Origin of the sequence: Brevibacillus sp. MCWH (genome assembly GCF_013096935.1) — a bacterium.
Taxonomy (GTDB): domain Bacteria; phylum Bacillota; class Bacilli; order Brevibacillales; family Brevibacillaceae; genus Brevibacillus; species Brevibacillus aydinogluensis.
On the sequence record NZ_SDLF01000013.1, the window covers coordinates 75,409 to 92,543 of the forward strand.

Genomic DNA, 17,135 nt, shown 5'->3' on the forward strand with positions numbered 1-17,135 from the left:
GTATTTTCGTCAACAGGCGATTACATCTCTTCCGGCGCGGCGATTCCGAGCAGGCGCAGCCCCTCTTTCAGCACTGTCACCACGGCGGCGACCAATTGCAGACGGGCCGTCTTGACGTCTGCTTCTTCCGCCAGGATGCGGACATTGGCGTAGAACTTGTTGAACGCCTGCGCCAGGTCGATGACGTATTTGCCGATCTGCGACGGGTCAAACTGCTCCCGCGCCCGGTCGATCACTTCCGGGAAGCTGTTCAGCAGCGTGATGACCGCCCAGGCTTCCTTGCTGTCCAGGGCGCCTTCGGGCAGCATCACCTCGCTGATCGGCACGTACTCGCCCTTGCGCAGCAGCGAGCAGGCGCGGGCGTGCGTGTACTGGACGTACGGACCGGTCTCGCCTTCAAACGTAAGCATTTCCTCCCAGGAGAAATTGATGTCGTTCAGGCGGTAGTTTTTCAGGTCGTGGAAGATGACCGCACCAACCCCAACCTGTCTAGCCACCTCTTCCTTGTTTTCCAGCGACGGATTTTTCTCCCGGATCACGTTCAGCACGTCTTCGATGGCCTGAGCCAGCACTTCTTCCAGCAGGACCACTTTTCCTTTGCGGGTGGACATTTTCTTGCCGTCCTTGAGCATCATGCCAAACGGGATGTGGTACATTTCCTTGGCCCATTCAAAGCCCATCTTTTCCAGCACTTTGAACAGCTGCTGGAAGTGGAGGCGCTGCTCGTTGCCCACGACGTAGAGGGCCTTGGCAAAGTCATAGGTTTCATTCCGATACAGGGCGGCTGCCAGGTCGCGGGTGGCGTACAGGGTGGCACCGTCCGATTTTTTGATCAGGCACGGCGGCATGTCATACTCGTCCAGATTGACCACCAGGGCGCCCTCAGATTCGGTCAACAGCCCTTGTTCCTCCAGCATGGCGACGACGCGGTCCATCTTGTCGTTGTAGAACGCCTCGCCGTGGAACGAGTCAAATCGAACGCCCATGAGGTCGTAGATTTTCATGAATTCTTTCAGCGACTCGTCGCGGAACCACTGCCAGAGGCGGCGCGCTTCCTCGTCTCCGTCCTCCAGCTTTTTGAACCACTCGCGTCCCTGATCTTCCAGCGACGGGTCTTTTTCTGCCTCTTCGTGGAAGCGGACGTAGAGCTGGAGCAGCTCCTTGATCGGCTCGGCTTTTACTTTTTCTTCGTCACCCCACAGCTTGTAGGCGACGATCAGCTTGCCAAACTGCGTCCCCCAGTCGCCCAGGTGGTTGATGCGGATCGGACGGTAGCCGTGTTTTTCCAAGATGTTGGCGATCGCGTTGCCGATTACGGTGGAGCGCAGGTGGCCCATGGAGAACGGCTTGGCGATATTGGGGGAGGAGAGGTCAATCGGCACATTGCGCCCTTTACCGATGTCGCGGCTGCCGTATGCGCTGCCCTGCGTCAGGATCGTGCCGATTACGTCGCGGGCGACGCTTTGCTGATCGAGGAACAGGTTGAGGTACGGACCGACCGCCTTGACTTCGCGGATCGGCGTACCGCTAACCTCGCCGGCCAGTTCGGAGGCGATCAGCGGCGGCGCTTTGCGAAGCGCCTTGGCCAGTTGGAAGCAGGGGAAGGCGATATCCCCCATGCTGGGATTGGGTGGCGTTTCCAGCATGTCGTATACGGTTTCGGCGGTAAATTGGTCCGCGCCGAGGCGGGTGAGTGCTGCGGCAATGATGCTGGCCGCTTGATGCTTATAGCTCATCGAATTCTCCTTTCGGTCTGGAATCTAAAAAATAGAAAAACCTCTGCGTCTCATCAGGGAAGAGACGAGAGGTTGTACTCCCGCGGTGCCACTCTTGTTGCTCTCGCCTCCCGCACGGGAAAAGGCGAAAGCCGCTTTGCCTGCGGTAACGGGCAGACCCGGCGTGCCCTACGCAATCCGGCTGTCCGGACCTTCAGGACGCGTCTCCGAGGTGCGCTTCCCCGCGTCAGTTTGCACCGGGCTCCCACCGTCCCCGGCTCGCTTCTGCTTTCTGACGGAGTACTCTCCTCTTCAGCGACAACGATATTCTTCTAGCATTATAGCGGCATCTCCTGCGGGATGCAACTCACTCTTCCGGTTTTTTCAGCAAATCGTCCAAATCGTGGAACAGGTCCCGCGTCAGCCGTTCCTTGTCGTCGGCCGACTGCCACTGCCGCTTGTACTCGGCCAGCTTGGTGAGAAGCGATCGTTCTGCTTCGGCAGCTTCCTTAAGATCGTGGTTTTCACTGGGATCAAACGGCATCAGCCGCTCATCCGTCCCGCTGCGCAGATAGGGAGAGCGCCAGTGATCGGGAAAGCGATAGGGCTGGTCGCCAAACAGAATGCCCAGCACGTCGTCCGATTCCAGCGGGAGGAAGTGGTCGTATTCGTCCCGCCTGCCTCCTTCAAACAGGTTGACATGCGTAAATGAATAACGCAGGTAGTGCTGCCCCGTCGCTTGATTCTTGACGATTGAATATGTCTCAAAATCCGTGTGCTCCAACTCTTTCACCGTCTCCAGGCGAGAGAGGAATTCCTGTCGGTTACAGGGTACCAATTGATCCACAGTGGTTCGCTCCTTTGTACGGAATCGCTTTTCATCATAGCAAAAACGGACAGCGGCTGACAACGAACCAGCATCAGGCGCAAACGTCCCGCAGGGAACGGCAGGCGGACAGGGTTGTCCAGCGAAAAAAGAGCCTAGGTTTAGCTAGGCTCCTTGTTGATGTACGCACTCGTTTAGTTGCAGTCGTTCGAACACCCGACGATGACCAACAGGATAAACAGAACGAGCACAATTGCGAACGTGTCACCGAAAAAGCCGGAACCGCAGTAGGAAGTACTCATTGTTGTTTCCCCTCCTTTCCGTATGCTTTAGTCTATACACGAATGTGCCGGTTGTTGTGGGCGAATGACCAGCTCGCAAAAAATGGGCGGGGGCAGTCTGGAGAAAATAGACAAATTCTACATTGACGCGAGGAAAAGGGGGTGTTAAGATACATTCAAACATCGTTACCGTTTGACAAAACTGCATAACAGACAGTGACGACTCTTATCCAGAGAGGTTGAGGGACTGGCCCAATGAAGCCTCGGCAACCGGATTACCAGGTGCCAATTCCAGCAAAGCGTGTGCTTTGAAAGATAAGAGGATGGTCATGCGTGTATGTTTCGCGGACAAATCCTCTTCTTGTTGCACACAGAAGAGGATTTTTTATTGTACACGGACCAATGCGTGTGAGTTTGGAAGAAAAGGAGTTTGCCCCATGAAAATAAGTCTTCGTGAACAGCTTTACCGGAAAATTCTGATTCTGGACGGTGCGATGGGGACGATGCTGCAACAGGCCAGCCTGACTGCTGATGATTTTGGCGGTGATGCCTACGAAGGCTGTAACGAGCTGCTCAATCTCACCCGTCCTGACGTGATCCGCTCCATTCATGAAAAATACCTGGAGGCGGGTGCGGACATCGTGGAGACCAACACGTTTGGTGCCACCTCGATCGTCCTGGCCGAGTACGACGTGGCAGACAAAGATCTGGAGATCAACATCGCTGCAGCCCGGCTAGCACGGGAAGCGGCTGACGCCTATTCCACCCAGGAGTGGCCGCGTTACGTCGCCGGCTCGATGGGGCCGACGACCAAGACGCTGTCTCTGACGGGAGGCGTCACCTTTGAAGAGCTGGTGGAAGCGTACTACCGGCAGGCGAAAGGGCTGCTGATCGGCGGCGTGGACGCGCTGCTTTTGGAGACCTCGCAGGACACCTTAAACGTCAAGGCCGGCGGCATCGGCATTCGCCGGGCGTTCGCGGAGCTGGGCAGGGAAGTGCCGGTGATGATCTCCGGCACGATTGAGCCGATGGGCACGACCCTGGCCGGGCAAACCATCGAAGCGTTTTACGTCTCGTTGGAGCATCTGAAGCCGATTACCATTGGTCTGAACTGCGCCACCGGGCCGGAGTTCATGCGTGACCATCTGCGCACGCTGGCGAATTTGGCCCAGTGCGGGGTGAGCTGTTATCCCAACGCCGGCCTGCCGGATGAAAACGGCCATTACCACGAGACGCCGCACGGACTGGCTGCCAAGATGCGGGCGTTTGCCGAGCAGGGCTGGCTCAACGTCGCCGGAGGATGCTGCGGCACGACGCCGGAGCATATCCGCGCGCTGGCGGAAGCATTGAAGGACTGCAAGCCCCGTGTCCCGGCCGGACAGCCGGTCAGCGCCGTGTCGGGGATCGAGGTCGTCTACGCGGAAGCAGACAATCGGCCGCTGCTTGTCGGAGAGAGGAGCAACGTGATTGGGTCGAAAAAATTCCGCGACCTGATCGCGGCCGGGAAGTACGAGGAAGCGTCCGACATCGCCCGCGCCCAGGTAAAGCGGGGGGCACAGATCATTGACATCTGTCTCGCCGACCCGGACCGGGATGAGTACGGGGACATGGAGAAGTTCCTGCAGTTTGTCATCAAAAAAGTGAAAGCGCCGCTGATGATCGACTCCACCGACGTGCGCGTCATGGAACTTGGACTGCGGTACTCGCAGGGCAAGGCGATTCTCAACTCGATCAACCTGGAAGACGGGCTGGAGCGGTTTGAACAGGTGGCGCCGTTGATTCACAAGTACGGCGCGGCTGTCGTCGTCGGCACGATCGACGAGACCGGCATGGCAGTCACCCGGGAACGGAAGCTGGAAGTGGCCAAACGCGCCTACGATCTGCTGGTCAATCGATTCGGGGTCAACCCGCGCGACATCATTTTCGATCCGCTGGTCTTTCCGGTGGGCACCGGCGACGAGCAGTACATCGGCTCCGCCCGCGAGACGGTGGAAGGCCTCCGCCTGATCAAGGAGGCGATGCCGGAGTGCAAGACGATTCTCGGCATCAGCAACGTCTCGTTCGGGCTGCCGGCGGCCGGACGGGAGGTGCTGAACGCCGTCTTCCTTTACCATACGACTCTGGCCGGACTTGATTACGCCATCGTCAATACCGAGAAGCTGGAACGCTACGCCTCCATTCCGGAAGAGGAGCGGCGATTGGCAGAGGCGCTCCTGTTTGAGACCAACGACGAGACGCTGGCCGCCTTTACCGAGTTTTACCGGCAGAAGAAAAAGGAAGTACGCGTGGAAGCGTCGTCGCTCACGCTGGAAGAGCGTCTGGCCCGTTACGTGGTGGAAGGCTCCAAGGACGGGCTGATGGACGACCTGAAGCTGGCGCTGGAGAAATACACGCCGCTAGAAATCATCAACGGTCCGCTGATGGCCGGGATGGAAGAGGTAGGCCGGCTGTTCAACGACAACCAACTGATCGTCGCGGAAGTGCTGCAGAGCGCCGAAGTGATGAAGGCCTCCGTATCGTTCCTGGAACCTTACATGGAAAAGACGGAGACGGCCACCAAAGGGAAAATTTTGCTGGCGACGGTAAAAGGGGACGTGCATGACATCGGCAAGAACCTGGTGGAGATCATCCTCGCCAACAACGGGTACGAAGTGGTCAACCTGGGCATCAAGGTGCCGCCGGAGCAGCTGATTGCCGCCTGCCGTGAAGAGCAGCCAGACGCGATCGGCCTGTCGGGCCTGCTGGTCAAGTCGGCGCAGCAGATGGTGATTACCGCCCAGGACCTGCGGGCAGCCGGGATTGACGTGCCGCTGTTGGTAGGCGGCGCGGCCCTGACCCGCAAGTTTACCTCCAACCGGATCGCGCCGGAGTACAAGGGAATCGTGCTGTACGCCAAGGACGCGATGGATGGGCTCGACCTGGTCAACCGCCTGCAGGACCCCGTGGAACGGGAAAAGCTGCGTGCGGCTCAGCAGGCAGCGGAAGAGGAAGCGTCGACGACGAAGCAGGCCGAAACAGCGGCGTCATCGCTCAAGCCGAAGCGCTCCGCCGTCAACCGCACCGTGCCCGTTCACGTGCCGCCCGACTGCGAGCGGCATGTGCTGCGCCACTATCCGATCAGCCATCTGCAGCCCTACCTCAACCTGCGGATGCTGCTCGGCAAGCATCTCGGCGTCCGCGGCAACGTGGAGAAACTGCTGGAGACCGGAGATGAAAAAGTGACCGGGCTGTATCAGCTGGTGCAGGAGCTGCTGGCGGAAGCCAATCAGGACGGCACGATCACGGCGCACGGGATGTATCAGTTTTTCCCCGCCCAGGCGGATGGCGACGACATCCTCGTCTACGATCCGCGCGACCACAGCCGTCTGCTGGAGCGCTTCCACTTCCCTCGTCAGCAGGAGGAACCGTATCTCTGTCTGTCTGACTTCCTCAGGCCAGTAGAGAGCGGCGAGATGGATTACGTCGGGTTTTTGGCCGTGACGGCCGGCTCCGGCATCCGCGAGCGCTCCGCCCTGTTGAAAGAGCGGGGGGACTACCTCCGTTCCCACGTCCTGCAGGCGCTGGCGCTGGAATTGGCGGAAGCCTTCGCGGAGCGGCTGCACCACGTGATGCGGGACGTCTGGGGCTTCCCCGATCCGGCGGAGATGACCATGCTGGAGCGGTTTGGTGCCCGTTATCAGGGGATTCGCGTCTCGTTCGGTTACCCGGCCTGCCCCAACCTGGAGGATCAGGCCAAGCTGTTCCGTTTATTGAAACCGGAGGACATTGGCATCCAGCTTACGGAAGGGTTCATGATGGAGCCGGAAGCCTCCGTCTCGGCGATGGTCTTCGCCCATCCGGAGGCGCGGTATTTCAACGCCGGCCCGTCCGCGTTCGACCTGTAGACCGATAGACTTTTCACAGAGCAATGGGAGAGAAGGGATGGATTTGACAGCCAAAAAAGATTTGCGCGAATATTTGCGAGACCACCTGCTGGTCGGGGATGGGGCGATGGCGACCCAGTTGTACCGTTCGGGGGTGCCGGTGGGCGTCAGTTTTGAGGAACTGTGCCTGACTAATCCGCGCCTGGTGTACGACGTGCACAAGGCGTATTACGAGGCAGGAGCGCGCTTGATGGAAACCAACACGTTCGGCGCCAATCGGGACGCGCTCGCCCGTTACGGGCTGGAGCACAAGGTGACGCGCATCAACCGCGTCGCCGTCACAATCGCCCGGGAGGCGGCACAGGACGACGCCTATGTCGTTGGCAGCATCGGCTCCATCATCGCCGGACGAGTGCGGAAAAAAGTGCTGGACGAGTACCGCGATCAATTTGAAGAGCAGGCGATCGCGCTGCTGCACGCCGGAGTGGACGGCTTGATTCTGGAAACGTTTCTCGACCTGGAGGAACTGCTGCTCGCGATTGACGTGATCCGCCCGCTCACCGGCCTGCCGCTGATTTGCCAGTTGGCGACGCTGGACGTGGGACGGACCCGTGACGGCTATACGCTGACGGAGGCGTTTTCCCAGCTGCAAAAGGCGGGGGCGGACATCATCGGTCTCAACTGTCGGCTGGGGCCGGCTGAGATTCTCCGCTCGTTCGAGAGCGCGAGCGTGCCGGATGGGGCGCTGCTCTCCGCCTTTCCCAATGCGGGCCGGCTCGGCATCAGCGACGGCGAGTACGCCTACAAGTCCTCACCGGAGTACTTTGCCGAGAGCGCGCTGCGCCTCCGGGAACAAGGCGTGCGCCTGTTGGGCGGCTGTTGCGGAACCACGCCGGACCACGTCCGGGCCATGGCGGAAGCGCTGAAGGGACTTGCACCGCTGCCGCGCGTCAACCCGTCCGAAGCGTTGACGGAGCGGCCGTCCGTCGCCTCGTACAGCGTCAGGGAGCGGCAGAAACCCAGCATCGTGGAGCGGGTCAAAACCGGCACTACAATTATTGTAGAATTTGACCCGCCAAAGGATCTGGACACAGAAGGATTCTTGACCGGCTGTTTTGAGCTGCACAAGGCCGGAGCGGACGCCATCACCCTGGCGGACAACTCGCTGGCCAACGTTCGGATGAGCAACATGGCGCTGGGAGCGATCATGAAAAGCCAGTACGGCATCGATCCGCTCGTACACATCGCCTGCCGGGACCGCAATCTGATCGGGCAGCAGTCTCACTTGATGGGACTGCACGCGCTCGGCATCGACCAGGTGCTGGTGGTGACCGGCGACCCCTCCCGCTTTGGTGACTTGCCGGGAGCCAGCTCGGTGTTTGATGTCACGTCGTTTGACTTGATCCGCATGGTCAAACAGCTCAACGAAGGCATCTCGTTCTCCGGCCGGCCGCTGAAACAAAAGGCGCAGTTCATCGTGGGCGCAGCCTTCAACCCCAACGTGCGCCACATCGAAGCCGCGATCAAACGGCTGGAGAAAAAGGTGGAGGCTGGAGCCGACTTCATCATGACGCAGCCTGTGTACGACGCAGAGTCAATCCGGCTCGTCCACGATGCGACGAAACACATCAAGATTCCGGTGTTTATCGGGATCATGCCGCTGACCAGCTCGCGCAACGCGGAATTTCTGCACAACGAAGTGCCGGGGATCAAGCTCTCCGACGAAGCGAGGGAGCGGATGAGGCGTGTTCAGGGAGAAGCGGCCAGACAGGAAGGCATCAAGATGGCCAAGGAGCTGCTGGACGTGGCCATCACCTACTTCAACGGAATCTATTTGATCACGCCGTTTAACTACTACCAGATGAGCGTGGAGCTGATCCAGTACGTTCGTCAGCAGAGCCAATTGCTGAAAACGGCCGCAAAGGCCTGATGCCTGCAACCAACCGTGCCAACATCACTCGGGCGGGCGGTATCGCCATCGGTACCGTCGTGCCCGAGTCTTTTTTTGGTGCATGCTGTCTGCCGTACCTTGCGGGGCGGGGGCTTACGTGCGTTGCGGATCGAGCGGATGCCACCCTTTCTCGCGCAGGAAACGGCTCAGCTCACCGAACATCGCCAGCCGTTCTTCCCGCGTATAGGAGGCGTTGGCGCCGCTGGTGGAGGGGATGACGAACAGATGGCTGCCGGCCCAATCCGCGGTTCCGAAGGCGAGCTGCGGCTGCAGGCCGAGCGAGACTGCTTCCTTTTTGCGCCCGGTGGCGTGACGGTACGCAGTAATGCCGTTAAAGCAGATGACCCGGGGACGGTACGTCTGGACCATCTGCCGGAACTGTTTCGCTCCGGCAGAGAAATCCGCTTCCCGCAGCTCACCGGAGGAGCGGGTGGGGCGACAGACCAGATCAGTGATGCCGTATCCGTACTCAAGCAGGCATGCCGTCTCTTCCGGCTTTAGCTGCCGGGGGGTAAGGCCGCCTTCGTACAGCCCGCGCCAAAACAGATTGGACGGATTGGCGTAGTGATAGCCGACTGTCGCCGATACACGCCCCGGATTAATGCCGCAGAATAGCACAATCAGATCGCGGCGGATGTAGGTGGGCAGCCATTTTTCAGTAAAGTGTACCACCGTTGCACCTCCTTTTGCCCCATTGAACACGACTTTGTATACACTGAGAGCGCCTCGACTTGCGAGGCGCTCACTCTTCTTACAGCTTGTAGATGTACGTGTACTTGCTTTCCAGATAGTCCATCAGGTACGATGCGTTGATCCCCTCGCCGGTGATCTCCTTCACCAGCTCGTTCGGGCTCTTTGTTTTGCCGTGCTGATGGATGCGCTCCTTCAGCCACTGACGAATCGGTCCAAACTCGCCCTTGGCCACCAGGTCATCGTAGCCGCTGAGCTCCTTGCGCATCACATGGGTAAACTGGGCGGCGTAGACGTTGCCCAACGAATAGGTGGGGAAGTAACCGAAGCTGCCTCCCGCCCAATGCACGTCCTGCAGCACGCCTTCCTTGTCGTTGGCCGGGACGATGCCGAGGTACTCCTTCATTTTGTCGTTCCAGATGGCGGGCAGGTCGGCCACCTTGATCGTTTGGTTGATCAGCCCTTTTTCAATCTCGTAGCGGATCATGACGTGCAGGTTGTACGTCAGTTCGTCCGCTTCCGTACGAATAAACGATGGAGTGACCTCATTGATCGCGCGGTAGAACTGTTCGACGTCCACACCGGCAAACTGAACCGGGAAGGCTTTCAGCAGATCACCGTAGAAATGCTGCCAGAACGGCAGGCTGCGCCCTATCATGTTTTCCCAGTAGCGGGACTGGGATTCATGGATGCCCATCGAAGTGCCTTCGCACAGCGGCGTGCCCAGCAGCTCCGGATTGATGTTTTGCTCGTACATGGCGTGACCGGCTTCGTGAATGCAGCTGAACAGCGCTGAGTTGAAGTCGTTCGGGTCGAAACGGGTCGTGATTCGGACGTCGCCCGGGTTGAACGACGTGCAGAACGGATGTACGCTGCGATCCATGCGTCCTGCCTGGAAGTCGTACCCGATCTTCTCCAGGACATATCGGCTGAACGCATCCTGCTCGCTCTCCGGGAAGTGTTTTTTCAGGAAAGACGTGTCCGGTTTGTGCGGCGACTCGGCGATGGCCGCCACCAGCTTGACCGTTTTTTCACGCAGGGTGGCAAAGATCGGGTCCAACTGGTCTACGGTCACGCCCGGCTCGTACAGATCAAGCAGGGTGTTGTACTTGTTTTTGCCGTCGCAGCCCCAGTAGTCGATAAACTCAAGCTGGAAGTCGACGATTTTTTCCAGATAGGGGCGGAACATGGCGAAATCGCTGTTGGCCCGCGCTTCTTCCCAGATGGTCTCCGCCTGCGAGGTCAGCACCACAAACTCCTGGTAGCGGTCCGCCGGAATTTTTTTGTTGCGGTCAAACTCCTTTTTGCACTCCAGTACCGTCGCCCGGGTGATGGGGTCGAGCGAATCAAGCACGGCCGGTTCGCTCAGTGCCTCCAGGTGTTCTTCCATTTCCTTGGAGGTGGCCAGTTTGAACTGTTCGCCAGACAGAACGCCGATCACCTCGGAGCGGGCGTCCATCCCTTTGCGCGGCGCCTGTGTGCGCATGTCCCAATGCAGCACGGCAAGCGCCTGGCCGAAGCTGGTCATTTTTTTCACATACTCGCGAAAAGCAGCTGCACGATTTTCCACAGAGCTTGTCATAGGGTTCCTCCCTTTTCTATGTAGGATGCACATGGTAGGATGCACATGCAGTCAAAAAATTTTTACTACTTTATAATCCACTATTATACCTGATCTGATGGAAAAGGAAAGATACGAACTGGCTCACACGTCAGTTTCATTCATTGAGTAATCGCCCACAAGAAAACGATTTTCAGGCCGGAAGGCCTGCCCATTCATCAACCGAAGCGGAAGACAATGTACATCGCATGGAGGGATGGGCCAAGCGAGCTCCTTTGACGACCTGCTCAGCGGAAAAACGAAAGACGCGGGGATACACAGGGGACACAAGTCTCACTTCATCGAAACACCCAGATGTTTGTCCCCTGCCCGCGTCTCGTTTTGGAGCGGACTTCATCTGCTTCTTTGCTGGGCGTCAAGCGAGCGAGCGGGCCCGATCTCCCATGCGTTTCGGACTTTGTCTACAAGCTGGAACTGGCTCACACGTCAGTTTGTCGTTATAATCGTTGTTATGGAATCCATTATGGAATACGCTATGGCAAAGAACTACGACAGGAGAATGAAGATGAGTCAAAAAAACCCCCAATGGGAACAAGAGATTGCCAGACGGCGCACCTTTGCGATTATCTCCCACCCGGACGCGGGCAAGACGACAATGACGGAAAAGCTGCTGTACTACGGTGGAGCGATCCGTGAGGCGGGGATGGTCAAGGGGCGGAAGAATTCCAAACACGCCACCTCCGACTGGATGGAAATCGAAAAGAAGCGCGGTATCTCCGTCACGTCCAGCGCGATGGATTTCGAATACAAGGGGCATCGCATCAACATTCTGGATACACCGGGCCACCAAGACTTCAGCGAGGACACGTACCGGACGCTGACGGCTGCTGACGCAGCGGTGATGATCATCGACGTAGCCAAAGGGGTAGAGGCGCAGACGATCAAGCTGTTCAAGGTTTGCCGGATGCGCGGCATCCCGATTTTTACCTTTATCAACAAGTTGGACCGACACGGCAAAGACCCGTTCGAGCTGCTGGAAGAAATTGAACGGGTGCTGGGCATCCGCTCCTACCCGATGAACTGGCCGATCGGCATGGGGAGCCACTTCAGCGGCGTGTATGACCGGATGAAATCGCGTGTGGAACTGTATGAAGACGGCTCGCAGCATGAGGACATCCGCTTCTTCGAGGTGAGCGGCCCGGACGATCCGCTGATCGGTGAACGCGTCGGTCAGGATTTGTGGCAGCAGCTTCAGGAGGAAATCGCCCTGCTTGACGTGGCGGGCGACGCCTTTGACATGGAGTTGATCGGCAAAGGAGAACTGACCCCCGTCTTTTTCGGCAGTGCGATCAGCAATTTCGGGGTGCAGACGTTCCTCGACAACTTTTTGCAAATGGCTCCGCCGCCGTCGCCCAAGAAGAGCAGTGTGGGCCTGATTGACCCATGCAGCAATCCGTTTTCCGGCTTTATTTTCAAAATCCAGGCCAACATGAATCCGGCGCACCGCGACCGTGTGGCGTTTCTGCGCATTTGCTCGGGTCGCTTTGAACGCGGCATGACCGTCCGACACGTGCGACTGGGAAAAGATATCAAGCTGGCCCAGCCGGTGCAGTTTATGGCCCAGGACCGGGAAATTGTCGAGGAGTCGTACGCCGGAGACGTCATCGGCCTGTTCGACCCGGGCATCTTCCAGATCGGCGACACGCTCTGCGTCGGGAAGCCGTTCGAGTATGAAGAGATGCCCCACTTTTCGCCGGAGTTTTTCTCCCGGGTAATGGTAAAGGACGCGATGAAGCACAAGCAGTTCCAAAAAGGGATCATGCAGTTGACGGAGGAAGGAACGGTGCAGCTGTTCCGCACCTACCCGATGGAGGAGCTGATTCTCGGCGTGGTCGGGGTGCTTCAGTTTGAAGTGCTGGAGTACCGGCTGAAAGCGGAGTACGGGGTGGAGATCACGCTGACCCGCCTGCCGTACCAGATCGCCCGCTGGCTGGAAGGAGACAAGGCGGCGCTGGACGCCCTGAAGAACAAAACGGTGACGGACCGTTACGGCCGGCCGGTGATGCTGTTTGAGAGCGAGTACCAACTGCGGATGGCGATGGAAAAGTATCCAAACATCAAGTTCCACGAAAGCTCGCTGGGATTGAAAACAGTGCATGCCTAGGCGGCAACGGTACGAGCAAACCAACAAAGCACATTCGCCCATATGGTGCGAATGACATGTCCGATAAGGGAGACTCTCCAACCGGGGGAGTCTCCTTTTCTAACACCTGATAATCCCGTCAAACGTGCCTTCCAGTACTTTTTTCCCTCCTGGTTATAGCACTCCGCAGTGGCAGCGATTTCCGCCCGGCTTTCCTGCCGTTCGTAACGGGTGATGGTCACTTCACAGCGAATCGTGTCTCCCGTAAAGACCGGCCGGAGAAAGGTAAATGTCATGTTCCTGGCCAGAACATGCAGGTCCCCGCCAATTTTCGTCGGCAAGGTAGCGGTCAGCAAACCATGCACCACCAAACGCCCGTGTTCGTCCGGTGTAACATGGTGCGCGCCGTTGTCGCCGGAGATTCTGCAAAACTCCCGCACATCCTGCTCGGTAAATGTCCTCTCCCAGGTCAGGACATCGCCAGCCTGCATAAGCATCCTCCTTTTCTTCTGCGTCCGGTTGCAACTGTAGGAAATACCAATTGGTTGGATTGGGCGCTTGTCAATTTTGGTATTATACAAAATATTCTGTCTAAACGTCAACAAAGGGAACGCAACACCTCCCGAGGACATCACCATGATCCGAAAAACCAATCGGGTGCCTCCTGGTAAGACAGCTCCTTTCTATGTGGACGACCTGCGTCATATAGATGGGAGATAGAGAAGGGAGTGGAAGGAAATGCGGGTTCTCCTGTTTGTCGTCTTGTTTCTCGTATCGTTTGACATGCATGCGCAGACGCCACTGCTTGCGCCGTACATGCTCGTGCTGGGGGCGTCGGGGGCGATGATCGGCGTGGTTCTGGGGGCGTACGCGATCAGCAACCTGGCCGGCAACCTGATCGCCGGACCGTTTTTGGATCGCTTTCCGAAAAAGTGGTTTGTCGCCGGAGGGCTGCTCCTGGCCGGGCTGATCCTGAGCGGCCAGGGGGTGGTGCAGGCGCCGGAGCATTTCTTCGTGCTGCGCCTGATTTTGGGGTTTTTGATGGCGTTTGTCTCACCGGCCTGTTTTGCCATGCTGGGGGAAACCGGACAGACGAGGGCGGAACAGGGCGAACTGATGGCGAAAAACGGGATGGTGCTGACGACAGCGGCGATCGTCTCGCCTGCGGTGGGCAGCTTCCTGGCGGTACAGTTTGGTTACGGGCAGTCGTTTGTCATCCTGGGCGGCATCATGGGAGCTGCCGGGGTGTTTGCCCTGTTGGTCCTGCCCGGCCGCCAAGCGGGCGGCGGGAGCGCATCCGTCAGCGCTGCCAACAACGCCGACAATGCGGCCGTCGCTGCCCGCCTGCCGCAGATGTCTTCGCTGCTGGCCGTGGTGGCAAACCCGTACCTCTATCCCGCCTTTGTCGGCGGGTTTGCCGTCGTCTACGCGCAGGGGGTGCTGATTTACGAGGTCCCCATGCTCATCCAACGGAGCGATCTTTCGCCTTCTGTGACGGGTATTTTGTTCAGTCTCAAGGGATTGGGGGCGCTGGCGGCGCTCAGCCAGTTCTGGCTGGCCCGCACGTCCCCGGAGCAGCGCACGCTCGTCGGCCTTTGCCTGATGAGTCTGCTTGCGTACGGGCTGGCGATTGGCCTGGATGTGTCGCTGTATGTGATGATGTTTCTGTTCGGCATCTGTTCCGGCCTTCTGTTCCCGGCCTTGTCCACTGTTTTGATGCTTCACGTGCCGCGCGAGCTGTACGGGAGCGCGTTCAGCCTGTTTTCCGCCGTCACCTCCGCCGGTGCCATTCTCAGCCCGATTGTGGCGGGCCTCATCGACAACTGGAACCACTCGTTCTTCATTGTCTTTTTTGTCACCGGCGGGGCGTTTTTGCTCGCGGGTCTGCACCGGCTGATCCGGCAGGGAGCGGCAACGCCGATTGATCGCTAAACGGGGGAAGGCGATCTCACTTCACAATGTCATCGGATGGAGTAGGTCCTTTTGCCACCGGCAGATCGTAGGAGCACCAGTCGCTCCAACTGCCGGGGTACAGTTTGGCGTCAGTCCGGCCGATGGAGTGCAGGGCCAGGAGATTGGTGCAAGCGGTCACGCCGGAGCCGCAGTAGACGATGATCTCCTGCCCGTCCAAGGGGGCAAACCGCTCCCGCAGCCGTTCAGGCGGCAGCATCGTGCCGTCCGCGGAAAGGTTGTCCTTGTAAAAGTAGTGCAGGGCGCCGGGAATGTGTCCCGCTTTTGGATCGAGCGGTTCCTGTTCGCCGCGGTAGCGTTCGCCGGCGCGGGAGTCGATCAGCGCGGTATGTTCGCCGCGTTCCTGCACACTGCGGATGTCCCCCAGCATGTCCGGCTGCACCCGGGGGACAAAGGAGCGCGGAGCGGGAGTGGGCACATCGGCCGTCACCGGATAGCCAGCCTTCTTCCAGGCGGCAAATCCGCCGTCCAGCACGGCCGCCTTTTCGTGCCCCAGATAGCGGAGCAGCCACCAAAGCCGGCCGGCCATGGACATTTCCTGATCGTCGTAGGCGATCACGGTGACATTTTCGTCAATACCTGCGAGGGACAGGCGGGCGGCCAGCGCTTCCGGATCAGGCAGCGGATGGCGTCCGCCATGTGTCTGTTTGGGACCGGACAAATCCCGCTCCAGATGGAAATAAAGGGCGCCGGGGATGTGCTCCTGCCGGTACTGCTCCTCGCCGAGAGCGGGGTTGTTCAGGGCAAAGCGGCAGTCGATGACGCTTAGCCGGTCGTCCTGGAGGTGTTCGTACAGCCAACGGGGAGTAACGAGCGGTTGCATGATTCACCCTACTTTCTTTTTTCTTCCATGATAGCAGATAGCCCGTTTACGTGAATCACTTTTCAGAAAAAAGAATCCGCACCGGCAGGAGAAGCGAACTGTACCTTTCGTCTGTTCGCCAGCGTCCGCTCGTTCCTTCTATTAATCGTTTCGTCCGCCCAAACTTACATATCGTGGTAAAAATGTTGTATTTTCCATGATCTGTATTATGTTTAAAGAGGGACGCGACATCGGACAGCGAGGCGGAACAGCAAAACGCTTCGCGTGGAATGAGGGAGGCCCAATCATGAAGATAGCAAAAATGAAGCCGTGGGAAGCGTATCGAGCCAGCCTGATTCTTTGCAACCATTTCTTTCAAACCGGCGATCTGACGTATCGGGCATGGATGAATCACCCGCTGAAAAAATTCCTGTTTCAATATCTGGTTTTTCCATTCGTCTGCATGCTGTTTTTTCAGGGGATAAAGCTGGTTGACGCTGAGAGTGGTTCGGAAATAGGCTTCATGTTTGTCATGTACCGGAATCAGGTTGCGATTGGGACGGACATCTTCATCCATCCGGAATATCAGGCAAAAGGAGCTGGATTCGCGTTCCTGGTTCGTTATGCCCAGTATGCACATCAGAAAGGACTGCGCTATTTTATCGGAAAAATCTCCAGTGAAAATAAACCATCATTAAAGCTCACTACGAAAAAGATGGGAATGACTCGCTATTACGATCGCGTCATACTCATCCCGGAGGCCAACATTCCAAAGCATGATTATGTATACAACCGGCTCCAGCTGAACCGATTGCCGAAGAAGGCGGTAAAGGAAGCGCTGCAATTCGTCGCCAACCAGATGTTTTCCCGACAGTTTCAAACACATGTCGAGGGAATGGGAGGCGTAATCGAGCCCCTGTGGCTGGGGGCCGTGCACGAGCTGCGTTATGAGGGGGAGTTGGCCGGGTACGCTTCCGTATCCACTACGGACAGTCATCCAATCGTCCGGATATGTTTTCTGCCGAAATGGTGGGAGAGCGAGTTGGAGACCGCATTCATTTCCTATCTTGCACGAAAATTGATAACAAAACAGCAGGCGAAAAGCGGTTTGATCGGCGTCCAGGCAGGGTGTTCCGAGCATCACATGCAGCTGGCGGGCAAGCTGAAAGAACTCGGAGCAGAAGAAAAGGAGCACGCGGAAGTAGCTGTCGTCGGACTGTTCGAGCAATTGGCACAGCTGGGTGAACGAGAACAGGTCGCATCGTTTTCCTCCTAGCGAACATCCGCATGCTCTTGAAAGGAGGTGATAGGAATGAACAAAGAGCAACTCCT

General features: G+C 58.0%; 11 protein-coding genes, 1 pseudogene and 1 riboswitch. Of the genes and pseudogenes, 5 read left to right on the forward strand and 7 right to left on the reverse strand.

Features of this window, described 5'->3' with window-relative positions; genetic code table 11:
- Nucleotides 1–20: 20 nt before the first annotated feature.
- The 3 genes from argS to ETC00_RS13075 form a co-directional block, all read right to left on the reverse strand.
- Nucleotides 21–1,736, reverse strand: coding sequence for an arginine--tRNA ligase (gene argS / locus ETC00_RS13065; RefSeq protein ID WP_171566524.1), 1,716 nt, complete (start codon nucleotides 1,734–1,736; stop codon nucleotides 21–23).
- A 346-nt stretch (nucleotides 1,737–2,082) separates the two neighbouring features.
- Nucleotides 2,083–2,562, reverse strand: coding sequence for a hypothetical protein (locus tag ETC00_RS13070; RefSeq protein ID WP_171566525.1), 480 nt, complete (start codon nucleotides 2,560–2,562; stop codon nucleotides 2,083–2,085).
- A 173-nt stretch (nucleotides 2,563–2,735) separates the two neighbouring features.
- Nucleotides 2,736–2,843 carry a YjcZ family sporulation protein gene (locus ETC00_RS13075; RefSeq protein WP_171566526.1) on the reverse strand — a complete coding sequence of 36 codons (108 nt, stop codon included), beginning with the start codon at nucleotides 2,841–2,843 and terminating at the stop codon, nucleotides 2,736–2,738.
- A gap of 202 nt (nucleotides 2,844–3,045) precedes the next feature.
- Nucleotides 3,046–3,144: riboswitch (SAM riboswitch) on the forward strand.
- A gap of 115 nt (nucleotides 3,145–3,259) precedes the next feature.
- Between ETC00_RS13075 and metH the strand changes: the two genes are divergently transcribed.
- On the forward strand, nucleotides 3,260–6,706 hold the full coding sequence (gene metH, locus ETC00_RS13080; protein WP_171566527.1) for a methionine synthase: 3,447 nt from the start codon (nucleotides 3,260–3,262) through the stop codon (nucleotides 6,704–6,706).
- A gap of 37 nt (nucleotides 6,707–6,743) precedes the next feature.
- Nucleotides 6,744–8,615 carry a bifunctional homocysteine S-methyltransferase/methylenetetrahydrofolate reductase gene (locus tag ETC00_RS13085; RefSeq protein WP_171566528.1) on the forward strand — a complete coding sequence of 624 codons (1,872 nt, stop codon included), beginning with the start codon at nucleotides 6,744–6,746 and terminating at the stop codon, nucleotides 8,613–8,615.
- Nucleotides 8,616–8,729: 114 nt separating this feature from the next.
- Here ETC00_RS13085 and ETC00_RS13090 read toward each other — a convergent pair whose 3' ends face one another.
- Both ETC00_RS13090 and ETC00_RS13095 read right to left on the reverse strand, forming a co-directional pair.
- Complete coding sequence (locus ETC00_RS13090; protein WP_171566529.1) at nucleotides 8,730–9,308, reverse strand: mismatch-specific DNA-glycosylase; 579 nt, start codon at nucleotides 9,306–9,308, stop codon at nucleotides 8,730–8,732.
- Nucleotides 9,309–9,387: 79 nt separating this feature from the next.
- Nucleotides 9,388–10,908 (reverse strand): carboxypeptidase M32, encoded by a 1,521-nt coding sequence (locus ETC00_RS13095; protein WP_171566530.1) that lies wholly within the window; start codon nucleotides 10,906–10,908, stop codon nucleotides 9,388–9,390.
- A 544-nt stretch (nucleotides 10,909–11,452) separates the two neighbouring features.
- On the opposite strand from ETC00_RS13095, the gene ETC00_RS13100 reads away from it, so the two are divergent.
- Nucleotides 11,453–13,051 carry a peptide chain release factor 3 gene (locus ETC00_RS13100; protein ID WP_171566531.1) on the forward strand — a complete coding sequence of 533 codons (1,599 nt, stop codon included), beginning with the start codon at nucleotides 11,453–11,455 and terminating at the stop codon, nucleotides 13,049–13,051.
- Nucleotides 13,052–13,150: 99 nt separating this feature from the next.
- On the opposite strand, the pseudogene ETC00_RS13105 reads toward ETC00_RS13100, so the two are convergent.
- A pseudogene (locus ETC00_RS13105) lies at nucleotides 13,151–13,527 on the reverse strand (MaoC/PaaZ C-terminal domain-containing protein).
- Nucleotides 13,528–13,768: 241 nt separating this feature from the next.
- On the opposite strand from ETC00_RS13105, the gene ETC00_RS13110 reads away from it, so the two are divergent.
- Complete coding sequence (locus tag ETC00_RS13110) at nucleotides 13,769–14,962, forward strand: MFS transporter (protein WP_171566532.1); 1,194 nt, start codon at nucleotides 13,769–13,771, stop codon at nucleotides 14,960–14,962.
- Nucleotides 14,963–14,978: 16 nt separating this feature from the next.
- On the opposite strand, the gene ETC00_RS13115 is transcribed toward ETC00_RS13110, so the two are convergent.
- A complete protein-coding gene (locus ETC00_RS13115; RefSeq protein WP_171566533.1) occupies nucleotides 14,979–15,824 on the reverse strand; it encodes a sulfurtransferase in 846 nt (281 codons plus the stop codon).
- Nucleotides 15,825–16,110: 286 nt separating this feature from the next.
- Between ETC00_RS13115 and ETC00_RS13120 the strand changes: the two genes are divergently transcribed.
- The gene (locus ETC00_RS13120) at nucleotides 16,111–17,079 is read left to right on the forward strand and encodes a GNAT family N-acetyltransferase (protein ID WP_171566534.1); all 969 of its coding nucleotides are present in this window, start codon (nucleotides 16,111–16,113) and stop codon (nucleotides 17,077–17,079) included.
- Nucleotides 17,080–17,135 lie beyond the last annotated feature (56 nt).